At 62.4% G+C, this 13,628-nt stretch carries 15 protein-coding genes; 6 read left to right on the forward strand and 9 right to left on the reverse strand.

Features of this window, described 5'->3' with window-relative positions:
- Positions 1 to 8 precede the first annotated feature (8 nt).
- Positions 9 to 410 carry a VOC family protein gene (locus tag DB708_RS08845; protein WP_108921557.1) on the reverse strand — a complete coding sequence of 134 codons (402 nt, stop codon included), beginning with the start codon at positions 408 to 410 and terminating at the stop codon, positions 9 to 11.
- Between the two features lie 65 nt (positions 411 to 475).
- Complete coding sequence (locus DB708_RS08850; protein ID WP_108921558.1) at positions 476 to 1,540, reverse strand: NAD(P)H-dependent flavin oxidoreductase; 1,065 nt, start codon at positions 1,538 to 1,540, stop codon at positions 476 to 478.
- Between the two features lie 69 nt (positions 1,541 to 1,609).
- Between DB708_RS08850 and DB708_RS08855 the strand changes: the two genes are divergently transcribed.
- Positions 1,610 to 2,290, forward strand: a complete 681-nt coding sequence (locus DB708_RS08855) for a PadR family transcriptional regulator (protein WP_108921559.1) — start codon at positions 1,610 to 1,612, stop codon at positions 2,288 to 2,290.
- Here DB708_RS08855 and DB708_RS08860 read toward each other — a convergent pair.
- Positions 2,244 to 3,671: an MFS transporter gene (locus tag DB708_RS08860; RefSeq protein ID WP_201263463.1), complete on the reverse strand. Its 1,428-nt coding sequence runs from the start codon at positions 3,669 to 3,671 to the stop codon at positions 2,244 to 2,246. The two genes, DB708_RS08855 and DB708_RS08860, sit on opposite strands and share 47 nt — an antisense overlap.
- Positions 3,672 to 3,715: 44 nt before the next feature.
- On the opposite strand from DB708_RS08860, the gene DB708_RS08865 reads away from it, so the two are divergent.
- Positions 3,716 to 4,360, forward strand: a complete 645-nt coding sequence (locus tag DB708_RS08865; protein ID WP_201263465.1) for a GntR family transcriptional regulator — start codon at positions 3,716 to 3,718, stop codon at positions 4,358 to 4,360.
- Here DB708_RS08865 and DB708_RS08870 read toward each other — a convergent pair.
- Together DB708_RS08870 and DB708_RS08875 are read right to left on the reverse strand one after the other, a co-directional pair.
- Positions 4,357 to 4,800, reverse strand: a complete 444-nt coding sequence (locus tag DB708_RS08870) for a cupin domain-containing protein (RefSeq protein WP_108921562.1) — start codon at positions 4,798 to 4,800, stop codon at positions 4,357 to 4,359. The genes DB708_RS08865 and DB708_RS08870 overlap by 4 nt on opposite strands.
- Positions 4,801 to 4,817: 17 nt before the next feature.
- Positions 4,818 to 5,582, reverse strand: coding sequence for a class I SAM-dependent methyltransferase (locus DB708_RS08875; RefSeq protein WP_235616692.1), 765 nt, complete (start codon positions 5,580 to 5,582; stop codon positions 4,818 to 4,820).
- Positions 5,583 to 5,843: 261 nt separating this feature from the next.
- Here DB708_RS08875 and DB708_RS08880 point away from each other — a divergent pair, with 261 nt between their 5' ends.
- Complete coding sequence (locus DB708_RS08880) at positions 5,844 to 7,613, forward strand: DUF3556 domain-containing protein (RefSeq protein ID WP_108921564.1); 1,770 nt, start codon at positions 5,844 to 5,846, stop codon at positions 7,611 to 7,613.
- Here DB708_RS08880 and DB708_RS08885 read toward each other — a convergent pair.
- From DB708_RS08885 to DB708_RS08895, 3 genes are all read right to left on the reverse strand, one after another.
- Positions 7,610 to 7,828: a hypothetical protein gene (locus DB708_RS08885; protein WP_108921565.1), complete on the reverse strand. Its 219-nt coding sequence runs from the start codon at positions 7,826 to 7,828 to the stop codon at positions 7,610 to 7,612. The genes DB708_RS08880 and DB708_RS08885 overlap by 4 nt on opposite strands.
- Positions 7,829 to 7,898: 70 nt before the next feature.
- Complete coding sequence (locus tag DB708_RS08890; protein WP_108921566.1) at positions 7,899 to 8,825, reverse strand: MBL fold metallo-hydrolase; 927 nt, start codon at positions 8,823 to 8,825, stop codon at positions 7,899 to 7,901.
- Between the two features lie 43 nt (positions 8,826 to 8,868).
- Complete coding sequence (locus DB708_RS08895) at positions 8,869 to 9,300, reverse strand: tautomerase family protein (protein WP_108921636.1); 432 nt, start codon at positions 9,298 to 9,300, stop codon at positions 8,869 to 8,871.
- Positions 9,301 to 9,474: 174 nt separating this feature from the next.
- Between DB708_RS08895 and DB708_RS08900 the strand changes: the two genes are divergently transcribed.
- A complete protein-coding gene (locus DB708_RS08900; protein WP_108921567.1) occupies positions 9,475 to 10,389 on the forward strand; it encodes an alpha/beta hydrolase in 915 nt (304 codons plus the stop codon).
- Between the two features lie 96 nt (positions 10,390 to 10,485).
- A complete protein-coding gene (locus DB708_RS08905) occupies positions 10,486 to 10,962 on the forward strand; it encodes a winged helix-turn-helix transcriptional regulator (RefSeq protein WP_201263466.1) in 477 nt (158 codons plus the stop codon).
- Positions 10,963 to 10,975: 13 nt separating this feature from the next.
- Here DB708_RS08905 and htpG read toward each other — a convergent pair whose 3' ends face one another.
- Positions 10,976 to 12,910, reverse strand: coding sequence for a molecular chaperone HtpG (gene htpG, locus DB708_RS08910; RefSeq protein ID WP_108921568.1), 1,935 nt, complete (start codon positions 12,908 to 12,910; stop codon positions 10,976 to 10,978).
- 93 nt (positions 12,911 to 13,003) lie between these two features.
- Here htpG and DB708_RS08915 point away from each other — a divergent pair, with 93 nt between their 5' ends.
- Entirely contained in the window at positions 13,004 to 13,624 is a 621-nt protein-coding gene (locus tag DB708_RS08915) for a TIGR03085 family metal-binding protein (RefSeq protein WP_108921569.1), read from the forward strand.
- The last annotated feature ends 4 nt before the right edge of the window (positions 13,625 to 13,628 follow it).

Raw genomic sequence — 13,628 nt, forward strand, 5'->3', positions numbered from 1 at the left:
ACATCTGGTTACGGGTGATCAGCCTTGAAGAACATTTCGAACTGAATGCCGTCGGGGTCCTTGAACGTGAGCACCGCACCGTATTCGCGATCAGCGATCGGGGTGTGATCGACGCCGAGCTGCTCGAAACGTGCCAGCCACTCATCAAGTTCGCCGCGGGTGTCGACTTTGAATGCCATGTGGTCCAACCCGGTACGCCGCGGATCGAAGCCCTCGCCCTGATTCGCATCGTGCTGCTGGAATTCGATGATCGTCCGCGTGTTCGGATGCATCAGCAAGATGCCACGCCATCCGTCGCCGGCTACCCGGTCGATTTCGGTCAGGTCAAGCAACGCAGCCCACCATCGGGCGCTGGCCTCGGCATCACGAGCGGAGAACGAAATATGCGACACCCTACTAAAAGTTGGCATAGTAAACCCTCCGGTCTTGGGCTCAAGCCGTCAATAGCCGGCGCGCAGCACGCCCGCGATGAGTGTCAGCTTTCGAGAACGTTGTACGCCTGGCTCATCATCTGCTCGATGATTTCGGCGGCCGGCGCTACGCGTCGAACCGCGCTCACCCCTTGTCCGGCCGGGTAGACCATCAACTCCCAATCGCCGCCGGTCTCGGGCGTGGGGGGCAACGCCGACTGAATCGGCAAGTCGTACGGCATGTTGGCGGAATGCGGAAACAGTCGCGTACTGCCGATGCTGTCGCCCTGCTGCGGCGCGGCACCACCAGCACTTACCTCGGCGTTGTGCGCTGCGGGGGTCGCGAGAAGGCGGTAAGGCTGGTCGGGCCATTCCGGTCCGAAGGCATTAGTGCGCAACGTCTTGCCGGGCGAATCGATCAGGCGGCGCTTGTACTCTTGATGAGCATTGGCTTCCACGGCCACGACCAAAGCCGTGCCCACCCACACTCCATCCGCGCCTGCCCGCAAAGCCGCGGCTGCGGCTGTCCCGTCGGATATCCCACCGGCTGCAAGCACCAGCATGTCGGGCCAGTTCTGACGAATCGTCCGCAACAACGCATGCAAGGGTGTGCGTCCGCGGGCATGGCCGCCGGCTTCGCTGCCCTGGGCGACTATTCCATCGACGCCGAGGCCGATCGCGGTCGAGGCGATCTCCGACGATGAGGCCTGCATCCAGACGCGTATTCCCGCCGCGCGCAGTGCACCGACCCAGCGGGCCGGCGGTGGGTCATGGTGAAACACCACCAGCGGTACGTTCAGCCGGATACATTCGTCGATGTGCGCGTCGGTGCTGGCCGGGCCGAACCCGGTGTCGGCGCAGATCAGGTCCACCCCGAACGGCCCAGAAGTCAAGGCGCGCAATCGTTCTACCATTACGGCCAGACTTTCAGCCGGATCCGGAGATGCGCCGAGCACGCCCAATCCGCCGGCGTTGGTAACCGCCGCGGCGAGCTGTTCGTGTGCGATGAACCCCATGCCCGCGCCGACGAAGGGATGGCGAACGTGGTATTCGCGGGTCAACCGCGTCTGCAGACCGGACGCGCCCGGATGGTCGTCGTCGGCCGCCGAATCACTGGGCGAGTCAGGCATGGCCCTCCTTCCAAATACTCCATACCGGAGTATCTATCACGTTAGTCCGATCTGGAGTATTGTCAACCCATGCCTCGCAAGCAGCTGAGCCCGACGTCATTCGCGATCCTCGGGCTGCTCTCGATCCAGCCGTTCACGACTTATGAACTCGCTCAACAGATGGAGCGGACACTGTGCTGGTTCTGGCCTCGGGCCGCCAGCATGATCTATGAGGAGCCGAAAAAACTGGCGTCCGCCGGCCTGGCCGACTCGCAGGTTACTTTCACCGGCAAACGGCGTAGCACGGTCTACCAGATCACTGACGCCGGACGCGCCGCGCTCCGCGACTACCTGGATGCGCCCGCCGCAGGGATGCGGATGGAATTCGAAGCCATGATCAAGGTCGCCTTCGCCGACGCCGGCGACGTAAGTCAGTTCCGTGCGACCGTGCGGGAAATCCGGGCCGACGCCGAGGCGCGACTCACCGAAATAATGGACAGATCGAAAGACTACGACGCCACGGGCGGGCCCTTCCCGGACCGGCTGCCCGTCGCGGCAATTGCCGGCAAGCTGCTGATGGGCCAACACGAGGCCGTCATCCGCTGGGCCCGCTGGGCCGAAGATGCTCTCACGGAATGGACCGGCGTCACGCCGGCCACCGGAGCCACGGTGCCAACTCATGCATTTACTCCCGGCTTGCCCGCGCGGTACGACGACGACTCCCCTACGGCGGCAGCACCTCGCCGTGCGTCTCGGGCGCCAGCGGAATGATGAAGAGCCCGATCACAAATACGATCGCCGTCAGGGCAACGGGCAGCCCCAAGGTATGTGTGTGCAGCACTGCCGCGCCGAGTACGAAGTTCACGCCGGCGCCGACGAATCGGCCGAAAGATGTGCAGAACGCAAATGCCGTTGCGCGCACTCGTGTTTCGAACTGTTCGGGCAACCAGAGGCTGAACAACGCGAAGTTTCCGCCGAAGAAGCCGAGCACGAACAGCCACGCGATAAACGGCGCGAGGCCGTTGGGCAGATAGAACGCCCAGCCAAAGCTGCCGGTAATCGCGACGGCCATCCCCGCAAAATAGATCGCGGCGGTCTTCCTGCGTCCGACCCGTTCCGCAATCAGCGGCAAGACGAGACAACCCAGGATGGTCCCGATCGACAACAAGCCCGTGGCCAACGAAGCGGTTTTTGTCGCGTCGTTCTTGCCCAAACCCGCTTGGTGTGCCAGCTGTATCACGGCGGTCGGTTCGTAAACCGTCCCTGCCCATAAGCCCACGATCGCAATCGTCAGCAGCGCACACGCCACCCAGGTGCGGCGCCGATAGCGCGCGCTGAGAATTTCGCGCAATGGGTTCACGCGAACCGAGGTGCCCACCTCAGCCCGCTGCCACTTCTCGGTCTCCTTGACTCGGGTCAGGATCAGAATCGCCACGACGATCGGCACCGCGCCAGTCAGAAACATTGCACGCCAACCAAATTGCACGCCGATCGTGTAGTTGAGCGCCGCCGCCAGGAAGAAGCCGGCGTAGTAGCCGGTCTGCAAATAGCCTGCGCCCATTTTGCGCCGGTCCTCTGGCCATGCCTCAGCCACATAAGTTCCGGCGAGCGCCCATTCGCCACCGATCCCCACACCCGCGATGAAACGGAAGCTGGCAAGCTCCCAGACGTTTTGAGCGATCGCCGAAAGCCCGGTGAAGATCGCGAAGGTGAAGATGGTCGCCGCCAGCACCTTCGTTCGCCCGAAGCGGTCGGCGAGCGGCCCCCAGATGAATGAGAGACCCCAGCCCACCAGGAATAGCGCGAAAAGGATCGATCCCGCGAGGCCGACGTTGGCCGGCGTTGGGGCGAAGCCCGCCCGCGGCAACAGTTCAGTCAGCGCGGGCGTGAGCACCAATGCGTAGATGAACGAATCCATACCATCGAGCATCCAACCCGTCCATGCCCCCCAGAATCCGGCAATCTGCGAACGATTCAGCGGTGTGCGATGACGTACGGGTACCGCCCGGTCTGTCGTTGAACTCATACAGCGCCTCCGGCTGAACGACCATGACTGGTGAATTTTGGGATCGAAGCGAGTACATAATTGTATATAATATAAAGATGACGCGCGCAACGAATCGTTCTGCCCTCCTCGGTCCGGCAACCGCACTACCCGCGTCACTGTCGTTAGCGGAGCGGGGTAGCACGTCCCGGATGATCGCGAACGCGCTGCGCGCGGCCATCGTCGACGGCACCCTTGCGCCCGGCACGCCGCTGCGCCAGGACGCGATCGCACGGCACTTCTCCGTCAGCGCGATCCCGGTTCGCGAGGCCCTGCGCCAGCTCGAAAGCGAGGGCTGGGCCAAAGTCGAGATCAACAAGGGCGCGACGGTGGCGCCACTGTCTGCCGGTGAAGCGCGAGAAATCTATGAAATCCGAGCCGCGCTCGAAAGTCTCGCCATCGGTCTGGCCATACCTGCTCACACACCGGCCTCACTGCGGCATGCGGCCGCACTCTGCAAAGCAGCGTCGGCCGAGCAAGATCCGTCGCTCTACGTCGCTCGTAACGAAGCCTTTCACTTGAGTCTCTACGTCCCCGCCGCGCGACCGCAGCTCCTCGAAATGATCGAAATGCTGCATGGACGGGGTGAGCGCTATCTGCGGCTCAAGTTCGGGCTGCCGGTGCACAAGCGATCCTCCGACCGCGAACACACTGCGTTGCTCAGGGCGGTTCGGCAGCGCGACGTTGAAACCGCACAGTCGCTGGTCACCGAACATCTCCTCGAAACCGGGGAGCTGCTCTATCGGTTCCTTTGCCAGGACACCGAGATCGCCGACGAATATTCGTCCCCGCGTTAGGCCACCGGCGGGCCGAGAATGTCACACCCGTACCGGGCGGCTAGTTCTCGAATCTGGTCGGCAGGGGTGCGCGCGACCTGGTAGGCGATTTGCTCAAACCCTCCCGGGATGAGAATCGCCAGCAGTCGACTCTCCGCTTGAGCAATGTTGCGCCAACTGTGCGGCGAATTGCGCGGCACCGTGACGCGTGCACCCGGGGGCGCATCGAAGAGCTCGCTACCGACTGCGATTCGGTACCGCCCCGAGATCACCAAGAAGTGTTCGTCCTCGTTGCGATGCAGATGGGTCGGTACAGCGCACCCGGGTTGTGCTGCAGACTCGATAATTGCGTAAGCACCGCCCGTGGTCCGGCTGTCGACGCGGATCGCTTGCCGTTCCCCCTGCGCCGCGGCAAGCCAGGTGTCGCCGCACGACGAAAGCGGTTCTCCAGTAGTCGACATGAGTAAATCCTCTCGAGTCAGCGTTCTCGGTACGCCTTGAGCCCGTACATCAATGGGAACCGCGGTTCGCTTTCCGGCATTGCCCACCAGCCGCCGGCCGCCGGCTCCATCAACGGCCAGCGCTGCCACGGCAAAAGGACAGTCTCCGTGAGTCTTTCGATTGCAAAACCGGCTTGGGTGATGGCGGTGACGACTTCGCCTAGGCCGTGCGGCCACTCGTAGTGGACCGTGTCGCCGGCCAGCGCTGGACCATCGGTATAGCTGTGGGTGCTATCGCGTTCGACGGCACCGCGGCCACCAAGATAGTCGTGGCGGATCACCAAATCGTTTGGGAAACCTGGCTTCTGGGTAGGTCCGAGTGCGTTGAGCAGCGGGTGGAATTCCACCAGGTACAGGAAGCCGCCCGGTTTAAGCAGGCGCGAAATCGTCTGCGCCCACTCTGCCAGATCAGGCAAGTAGCACAGTGCGCCCTTTCCCGTATAGACGATGTCGAACCGTTGCGTGCCGAGTACGTCAACAGCGTCGTAGACGTCGGCGCGGACATACTCGATGGCCAGACCGGCCTGGTGCGCGATGCGCTGCGCCTCCCGCACCGACGCGGACGAGAAATCCAGCCCGGTGGTGTAAGCGCCTTTGAGCGCGAAGGCCAGCGTCTCCACGCCCAAGTGACACTGCAGATGTACTAACTCTTTGCCCGCCAGCTCACCGAGGTCGTACCACTCGAACGGGGCAAACCAGGTCGTGGGGTGGCGATCGCCGATTCCGTAGAACGCGCTATTCACGTGGATCGGCACCCGAGCGTTCCAATTACATTCGTTAGCACTAATTTTGGCCCGAATGCTCTCGTCGTTCATCCACCCACGGCTCTCGCGTTGCACGTCAGCCAATTCTGCCGCAGCGTGATCGTCAAAACGACCGTCGTGCGGGGTTTGTCTGCATCGGCGCGCGAACTGGATACCCGGAATTCGTCAGGTACTGGCTAAATCGCGCGGTGACGCTAGATTGAATATTCGCCACTGGGTTCAACGCGGAACGAGGCCATCATGGGATTCATAACGCCGGACCTGCCAGATGTCGATCACGACACCTGGCCCACGCTGCCCCGGTCCACCAGGATGCAAGTGGTGACTCGGCACTGGGTGGAGCACGGCTTCGGCACCCCGTCTGCGATCTATCTGCTGTACGTGCTCAAGATGGCCGCTTATGCCGGCGGGGCCGCCGCGGTCATCGCGTTAACCCCCGGCCTGGGTGGGCTGGACCGCATCGAAGTGTGGTGGACCCAGCCGATCGTGTACCAGAAGGTCGTCGTCTTCACCCTGCTGTTCGAGGTCCTCGGCCTGGGCTGCGGCTCCGGTCCGCTCACCGCCAGATTCTGGCCCCCCATCGGCGGATTTCTGTTTTGGTTGCGGCCCAACACGATTCGTCTGCCACCCTGGCCGCGTGTGGTTCCCTTCACGCGGGGAGATACTCGCACGATCGTCGACGTGGCCCTCTATGTGATCGTGCTGGCATCCGGTATCTGGGCGTTGCTGTCGGCCGGCGGCGGCCCGGTCACTGCGGCCGGCGACGTCGGCCTGCTCGATCCGGTGTTGCTAGTGCCGGCGATCATCGCGCTGGCGCTGTTGGGCCTGCGCGACAAGACGGTCTTCCTTGCGGCGCGCGGCGAACACTACTGGTTAACGCTGTTCGTGTTCTTCTTCGCGTTCACCGATCAGATCGCCGGATTCAAAATCATCATGCTCGCGCTGTGGTGGGGCGCGGCGACCTCCAAGCTCAACCATCATTTCCCGTACGTCGTGGCGGTGATGACGAGCAATCACCCGCTCTTGCGGAGCAAATTGTTCAACTGGGTGAAACACCGGCTCTACCGCGACCCGGTCAATGACCTGCGTCCGTCGTGGGTGCCGAAAGTCATGGCACATGTCGGCGGCACCACGGCCGAACTCCTGGTGCCCTTGGTTTTGGTCTTCTTCGCCGACGGCCACGGCTGGGCGTGGTTCCTGATCGCCTTCATGGTGATCTTCCACCTCAATATCATTTCCAACCTCCCGATGGGAGTTCCGTTGGAGTGGAACGTGTTCCTCATCTTCTCGCTGTTCTATTTGTTCGGGCACTACAACACGATTCACGTGACGGACCTGCAGTCTCCGTTGTTGCTGACCATCCTCGTCGTCGCGCTGGCCGTGGTGCCGATCCTGGGAAACCTTTTCCCCCAGCAGTTTTCGTTTCTTCCGGCGATGCGCTACTACGCCGGCAACTGGGCGACCAGCGTTTGGTGCTTCCGCGCGGGCACCGAAGAGAAGATCGAAGCCGACGTCGTCAAAAGCTCTGCTCTTACTGCCAAGCAACTGGCCAAGCTCTACGACCCGGCGACTGCCGAGATCACAATCGACAAAGCTGGCGCTTTTCGGTCGATGCACACCCATGGCCGGGCGCTCAACGGGCTCCTATCGCGCGCCGTCGACAACGAAGCCGACTACCGGATGCGCGAGGGCGAAATCGTCGCCGGCCCCCTGGTCGGCTGGAACTTCGGCGAGGGTCACCTGCACAACGAGCAACTGCTGGAGGCCTTGCAGCGGCGCTGTCACTTCGAAGAGGGCGATGTCAGGGTGGTCATCCTGGAAGGCCAACCTATTCAGACCCAACGGCAGTGGTATCGCATCGCGGATGCCAAAAAAGGTGTGATCGAGGAAGGCTACGTCACCGTCGCCGACATGCTGGCGCGCCAGCCCTGGCCCGAGCCCGGCGACCAGTTCCCTGTCCACCTGACCCACGGCGGCGATGCCGCGAAACGGCTGTCCACCGCCGACTAACTGCGCCTTTCTGGATGGCGGCTCGCCGGGGCGGTGAAGCCACCGGTGTCGTCGAAGTGTGCCCAATTCCCGTCGTCGCTGACCTCCATGCGCCAACCCAGCTCGGAGCTGTCCGCGGTAAGGGCGATGAACCAGGAATGCGCTGCCTCGGCGCTGGCAAAGTCTTTCGATGCGACGACCTTCCCGCGTGGGTCGATCGCTCGAAACTCAGCCATGGGGCTTAATTATCCCTTTTGGTGCGTCTTTAATCCACGACTGATATCTCCCGCGAGTGTTGAGACCTCGCTAGCTGGCCTCGGTAAGCGAATTGCCGCCATCACGTCGGCCGATGACGTTCGACGCCGAGAACTGCAGAGTCCACAAGTTGCCGTGATGCGGATATCTAGCGGTCATCGCTGACACCAGATCGTCGACGGTCTCAGCAGCCTCGGACTGCGCGGCGAAATCCCGGATATACGAACGTGTTTGGGCAATCATGGAGTCGACGGCGTGGTCATCGCCATCGGGCCGGCGGTGACCGGCGACAATCATCCGCGGGTGCAGATTCTCGACGAGGTCGACGGTCCCGAGCCAGTCCTGCCACTGCTCCGGTGTGGAAAGACCTAGCATCGCGTGAATCTCGTTGTAAATCGCGTCGCCGGCGACGACCACCCCGATTGCTGGGATATGGACGATGCTGGTCGGATTGATGTCTGCCTGTTTGACCTCGATGACGTGCAGAGGTGAACCGTCAACGTAGAGCGTGTCGCCCTCGATCGGTTCGGGCAACGGCCCGCCCTCGACCGTGGCGTCACCGAACAACAACCCCCACTGCGTCTGCTGAAGCTCCATCGTTTGCTTGATCGCTTCAACCACGTTGGGTAGCGCCACACACCGGGCGTCCGGGAATCGCTGCAGCAGGGGCCCTAGGCCCAGATAATGGTCGGCGTGAGCATGGGTGATGTAGATCGTCGTCAGCCTCTTGCCGGTGCGTTCAATCAGATCCCCCAGATCGCGGACGTCGTCCTTGAGGTATTGCGCGTCAACCAGCACCGCCTCGGTCGCACCGCTGATGATGGTGGAGGTCGTAGGCGAAAACTTCCCCTTCGGCCAACCCGGAACTTCAACTGCCGGGATAGTGGGCCAGCGGCCCACGTAGACAGTCGCGCGGATCGGCGGAGATGCTTTCGGGTCGGCCTGATCGGTGTCAGTAGACTGGGTTTCGGTAGTCATGGGTTGCCTCCAAGTTGCCTGTCGGTCAGTCTCTTTGGGCCCGTTAAACCCGCTCGTGGGGAACCGGCCGGTTCTCTCGAACCCACTGCTTCTCCCCCTCCGACTCGGCCAGTGGCGGCACCAAACCCTGCACCTGCCAGAAGTCGAACAGCGTTTCGTCGACGTGCATCTCCCAGTCGTAGCCTCGATCCCTCACAAAGGGCGCGATCTGTGCCTCGAAGAGCGCCATTGCGTGCCTGCGATGTTCGGTGGTCGGCAGGTGACGGGCGATGTGCTCGGCGACCAGGCGAACGAAGTTGTTCCGTGGCTCGGCGCCGATGTAGAAGTTCTCTTCGGCGACCTCGTGGAAGAGCACGTTGACATAGAACTTCGGCAGGCCCGCATCGACGTAGACGCTCATCAGGGCAGCTGACATGGCCTTTTTGTCTTCGGCGGAGTAGGCGCCAACCGGAGTGTAGATGTGCCAGAGCGGCATGTGATTCTCCTTTGATTTGTTGTCACGGTCGGGCCGGGACGGCGTTGGCTTGAACAACCATTCGACTCTTGCAACGTAGCCCATCCGATTGTGTTTGACCACTAGTTGTAAAATAATGGCAGTCGTCGTTGTCATCCCCCGCCACGCGGCATCGGACCTGAAAGGAAGTGACCCATGAAACGAGACGTCGAGTTCACGACCGAGGACGGGATCGTCCTGCGCGGCGTACTGCACGCCCCTGAACAATGCAGTGCTCCGGGAATCGTTATGGCACATGGGTTTAGCGGCGTGAAGGAGCAGCTGGATCACTACGCGGCCTCGTTTTCCGCGTCCGGATTCAGCGTGCTGCTCTACGATCATCGCTCATTCGGCACGTCCGAGGGGCTGCCTCGCTACGAGGTGGACCCCTATCAGCAGATCTGCGATTGGCAGGACGCGATTACGTTCAGCCTGACGCAACCGGAGTTCGACGACACGGTGACGGTGGGGGTGTTCGGGTCCAGTTACGCCGGCGGACTGGCGATGGTGCTGGCGGCCTGCGATGCGCGGGTGGGTACGGTCGTCGCTCAGGTCCCCAACGTCAGTGGACATCGCAATGCGCCGCTGCTGCTCGGCGAGGACGGCGTCGCCGAAGTCCGCCGTCGTAGCGTCAAGGATCGCGCGGTGCGACTGGCCGGTGGGGACCCTGAGATGGTTCCTGTGTTCACAACCGAACCAGGTGGCTTTTGCGCGCTGCCCCCCGCGGTCGATGCCGCCTACCTCCAGGAGCTCGAGGATTTGGGGACCTGGCGCAACACCGTCACACTGCGCTCATTAGAGCATCTCGTGGAATTCGAACCTGCCGGATGGGTGCCATTCGTGGCTCCCAAACCACTATTGATGGTGGTCGGCGAGCAGGACACCTGCACGTTCGTCAAGGTCCAGCGTGAGGTCTTCGCCACCGCAGGGGAGCCCAAGAAGCTCGTTGCGCATCCGGGAGGCCACTTCGACACCTACTCAACACATTTCGGAGTCGCCGGATCTGCGGCACGCGACTGGTTCGTTGAACACAGCCGGTTAACCACAGCATCGACGCCTAACCGCTTTTGATGCGCAGCCGGCCGCTTCGGGAATCACCAACACAGACCGGTTGTATCATGCAATCAGTGCCAGAATGTTCGAGAATGATGGGAATGAAGGTATCCGGTGGCAATAACTGGTCGCTCAGACTGCCCGATCAATCTGACCACTGAGCTACTCGGCGATCGGTGGAGCCTTATCGTGTTGCGCGACATCATGATCGCCGATCGGCGCTATTTTCGTGTGCTCCTTCAGCGATCGGAGGAGAAAATAGCCTCGAACATTCTCGCCACGCGGCTTCGAAACCTTGTTGAAGGAGGGCTGCTGACCACGAGCGGAGATCTCACCCATAAACAGAAGATTCGCTACAGCCTCACCGAGCCGGCGATCGAACTGCTGCCCACCCTGATCATGATCGGCACCTGGGGTACCAAGCATCTGCCGGCCAGCCCGATCACCGGCCCCTTCTTCCCCTACGTACACAATCAGGGTCCGAAGGTATGGCAAGACCTCGCCGACGACCTTCGTCATCGCCACCTTGGCGGGCCGGCGCCCAAATCTTCTGCGGCGACTATGAAGGCAATGCTGGCCACCTACAGCTGACTGCCGGCGCTGCTTACAGCGTGCGAGCCAACTGGTTCGCGAGCAGCTCAGCGAATCTGGCCGGGTCCTCGAGCGAGCCGCCTTCGGCCAGCAGTGCGGTGCCGTACAGCAATTCCGCGGTCTCGGCGACCGTGGGATCGTCGGCACGCTCTTCGTGAGCTTTGCGCAGCCCGGTGATCAGCGGATGGTCCGGATTGAGTTCCAGAATCCGCTTCCCGATGGGGATACTTTGCCCTGACGCTTGGTAGATGCGAGCGAGCGCCGGACTCATCCCGAACGCGTCGGTGATCAGGCAGGCCGGCGAATCGGTCAGGCGGGTAGACAGCCGGACTTCCTTGACGTGCTCGGTCAAGGTCTCCTGCAACCAGCTCAGCAGGTCGGCGAATTCTTTGTCCCGCTCCTCGCGTTCGGCGTCGCTCTCGTCCTCACCGGAGCCGAGGTCCACCTCTCCCTTGGCCACCGACTGCAGCGGTTTGCCGTCGAAGTCGGTCACGGTGCCCACCCAGACCTCGTCGACGGGGTCGGTGAGGACCAGGACCTCATAACCCTTGGCCTTGAAGGCCTCGAGGTGCGGCGACTTCAGGATTTGCTGCCGCGTCTCACCGGCGGCGTAGAAGATCTGCTCCTGCCCCTCCTTCATGCGCGCGACATATTCGGCGAGGGTGGTGGCGTCCTCCTCGCTGTGCGTCGACGCGAACGAGGAGATTTGCAGCAAGGTGTCTTGGTTGTCGACGTCGGACAGCAGGCCCTCCTTGAGAACCCTGCCGAACTGGGTCCACAAGGTGCGATAGTCCTCGGGCCGCTCGGACTGCAGATCCTTGATCGTGGACAGCACCTTCTTGGTCAGCCGGCGACGAATCGCGTTGATCTGCCGATCCTGTTGCAGGATTTCGCGAGAAACGTTGAGCGACAGGTCTTGTGCGTCGACCACGCCCTTGACGAACCGCAGATACTCCGGCATCAGCTGGTCGCAATCGCCCATGATGAATACGCGCTTGACGTACAGCTGGACCCCGATCTTGGCGTCCCGGTTGAACATGTCAAACGGGGCATGCGCCGGGATGAAGAGCAGGGCCTGGTACTCGAAGGTGCCCTCGGCTTTCATCGCGATAACCTCGAGCGGATCGTCCCAGGCGTGCGCGATGTGCTTGTAGAACTCCTTGTACTCCTCGTCGGACACTTCGTCTTTGGGCCTAGCCCACAGCGCCTTCATCGAGTTCAAGGTCTCGGTCTCGATGGTGACGACCTCTTCGCCGCCCTCCTCCCCTTCTTGGGAGGCAGGTTGTCGTCGCACGACCTCCATCCGGATTGGCCATGCAATGAAGTCGGAGTACTGCTTGACGAGGCTCTTGATCTTCCACTCCGAGGTGTAATCGTGGAGCTCGTCCTCGGCGTCCTCTGGTTTGAGGTGCAGGGTAACGGCGGTCCCCTGCGGGGCGTCTTTGACGGATTCGATGGTGTAGGTGCCCTCGCCGCTGGATTCCCACCTGATGGCTTCGCCCTCACCGGCCTTGTGTGTCAGCAGCTCGACCTTGTCGGCCACCATGAAAGACGAGTAGAAGCCGATACCGAACTGACCGATCAGCTCCTCCGAGGCCGCCTCGTTCTTGGCCTCCCGAAGCTGCTGGCGCAGCTCGGCGGTGCCCGACTTGGCCAGCGTGCCGATCAGACCGATGACCTCGTCGCGCGCCATGCCGATGCCGTTGTCGCGGATGGTCAGCGTGCGCGCGTCTTTGTCCACGTCGATCTCGACGTGGAGGTCAGACGTGTCGACGTCGAGATCCTTGTTGCGAAATGCCTCAAGCCGAAGTTTGTCCAGTGCGTCGGAAGCGTTCGAGATCAACTCCCGCAGAAACGAGTCCTTGTTCGAGTAGACCGAGTGGACCATCAAATCCAGGAGTTGTCGCGCCTCGGCCTGAAACTCCAACTGTTCAACACCTGCATTCATGAGATGTGAATCTACCGAGGCGAGAATCGTTAACATCGCGGGGTCCGGCCTGCCTACTCTGAGGGGGCAGGCCAGCCGGTGAAGGGAGCTCAGGTGTCTGTTGCTCAACGCGAACGTGCCGCCCTCGTTGACACCATGCGTAGCGTCGGGCCGGATGCGCCCACCCTGTGCGACGGCTGGACAACACGAGATTTGGCCGCCCACCTGGTGATTCGCGAATACCGTCCCGACGCCGCCCCCGGCATCGTGATCCCATTCTTCGCCGGCCACACCGCCAAGGTGCAAAACGACGTGGCCGGGCAGACCGACTGGGATGCGCTGCTGGACAAAGTCGCGTCCGGCCCGCCGGTCTACTCTCCGCTGAAGCTGCTCGACCCGGTGGCCAACATCGGCGAGATGTTCATTCACCACGAGGACGTGCGCCGTGCGCAGCCGAACTGGACGCCCCGCGCCCTGGAACCGGCCCTGGCCAAAAGCCTGCGTCGCACACTGCCGCTGATGGCCCGGATGACCCTCGGTAAGGTTCCCGGGCGGATCGCGTTGCGCACGCCGGAAGGCAAGACGGTGCTGGTCGCGGGCAGTGGCGCGGCGGTCACTGTGACCGGTGCGCCCGAGGAGCTGCTGCTGTTCTCCGTGGGGCGGCAGGCTCAGGTCGAGTTCGACGGCGATGCCGATGCCGTGACGGCGGTGCGCGAGTCGCCCAAGGGGCTGTAGGCGG

Source organism: Mycobacterium montefiorense (assembly GCF_003112775.1).
GTDB lineage: Bacteria > Actinomycetota > Actinomycetes > Mycobacteriales > Mycobacteriaceae > Mycobacterium > Mycobacterium montefiorense.